The organism is Streptomyces apricus (assembly GCF_008369065.1).
GTDB classification, from domain to species: domain Bacteria; phylum Actinomycetota; class Actinomycetes; order Streptomycetales; family Streptomycetaceae; genus Streptomyces; species Streptomyces apricus.
In genome coordinates this window covers 1-1,765 of record NZ_VDFC01000187.1, presented here as the reverse complement: position 1 = coordinate 1,765, position 1,765 = coordinate 1, and the positions used below count along the sequence as shown (strand labels likewise).

General features: G+C 72.3%; 1 protein-coding gene and 2 pseudogenes. All 3 read left to right on the top strand.

Annotated elements, in window-relative coordinates; translation table 11 throughout:
• A pseudogene (locus tag FGF04_RS39085) lies at positions 1-275 on the top strand (NAD-dependent epimerase/dehydratase family protein); the annotation flags it as partial.
• Positions 276-388: 113 nt separating this feature from the next.
• Entirely contained in the window at positions 389-1,246 is an 858-nt protein-coding gene (locus tag FGF04_RS39080; protein ID WP_149516141.1) for an alpha/beta fold hydrolase, read from the top strand.
• Positions 1,247-1,333: 87 nt separating this feature from the next.
• Positions 1,334-1,765 (top strand): annotated as a pseudogene (locus FGF04_RS40535) (S9 family peptidase); the annotation flags it as partial.

Genomic DNA, 1,765 nt, shown 5'->3' with positions numbered 1-1,765 from the left:
GGGCTGGAGGGCTCTACCACGCCGTCGCCGGTGAGACCCCCAACCGCTGGATCGCGGAGAGGGTCGCCGCCGATCTCGGCGTGCAGGCCCGCAGCGTCTCCATGAAGGAGGCCATTGGTGTGTGGGGCGAGTTCGGCGCTCTCGTCATGGCCGCCTCCAGCCGCATCCGCGCCACCAGCGCCCAGCGGGAACTGGGGTGGCGCCCCGAGCACACCGACATGCTGACCATGATCGGTGAGGAGCGGCTGCGCCGGCTCGCCCGCCCGAGCGCCTGACCACCACCGCTTCGCCACCGCCCCGGAGCCCAGGGACACCTACTGCTTCGGCTCCCTTCACAGCACACCCCCTCTCCACTCGACCACGTCCACCTTCATGGAAGGGCACCCTCGTGAGTACTGCCGACTGGCTTCCCGACGGCTTCGAGATCGACAGGATCGCGACCAACGGCACCCACCTGTCGGTGGCTGCCGGAGGCAGCGGGCCGGTCCTGGTCCTGCTGCACGGCTGGCCCCAGACCTCCCGCGCCTGGGCCCGCGTGATGCCCGCACTCGCCCGGAGGCACACGGTCGTCGTCCCCGACCTGCGCGGAACCGGTGACAGCGACCGCCCCCAAGGCGGTTACGCCAAGACCGGCCAGGCCGACGACATACGCGGAATCCTCAAGGCCCTCGACCTGACCGGTCCGGTGGCCGTGGCCGGCCACGACATCGGCTCGATGGTCGCCTTCGCGTGGGCGGCCGCCCACCCCGAGGACGTCTCCCACCTGATCCTCGTCGACTCCCTCCTGCCGGGCCTCGGCCTGGAAGAGGCGATGAACGTCGCCGAGGGCGGCATGTGGCACTTCGGCTTCTTCATGACCCCGCACGTGCCCGAGATGCTCTTCGACGGCCACGAACTCGAATTCTTCACCGCCMCCTTCACCGCCATGTCCAACCCCGGCACCTTCAGCGACGACGACCTCGCCGCCTACGCCCAGGCGTACACCGGCCGGGAACGGCTGCGCGGTGGCTTCGAGCACTACCGCACCCTCCTGGAGGACGGACGCGAGAACCGGGCCCTGCTCGCCGGGCGGAAGCTGCCCATGCCCGTCCTGGCCATCGGCACCGCCCACTCCGGCACCGCCACCGCCCAGGCCCTCGCCCCCCACGCGGACGAGGTGCAGGGCGCGGTCGCGCCGACCGGGCACTTCGTCGCCGAAGAAGACGCCGACTGGTTCATCGAGACAGTGACCAGGTTCCTCGGCTGATTGCCGGCTTCGGCTCACCTGCCGCGCAGATTGCGGCGCCTGGCTTCCGCTTGGCCTCCGCCTGGCTTCCGCTTGCAAGAATCACTCATGACCACCGAAGACCTGCCCCTGCAGTTCGCCCGTACGAAGCGTTTCTCCCTCGGCGTGCCGCGCGGCTTCACCGTGTCGCCCGACGGCGAGCGCGTCCTCTTCCTGCGCACCGCGGGCGGCCGCTCCACGACGGGCCTGCTGTGGCTGTACGAGAACGGCGGGGAGCGGCTGCTCGCGGACCCGCACGCGCTCGGCGGCGACGCCGGGGAGGACCCGGAGGCCGAGCGCGTGCGCCGCGAACGGGCCCGCGGTGGGTATCCGGCGGGGCGCGCCCCCGTCCGTGCGGACGGCCCACAGGGTGCCCGAGAGGGCGAACACGACCAGGCGGGCGGCGGCGTCGGTGGCGTACGAGACGATCCCGGCGCTCGTCTCGCGGGCCCGTTCGCGGCGCACGCGCTCGGCCTCCGGGTCCTCCCCGGCGTCGCCGCC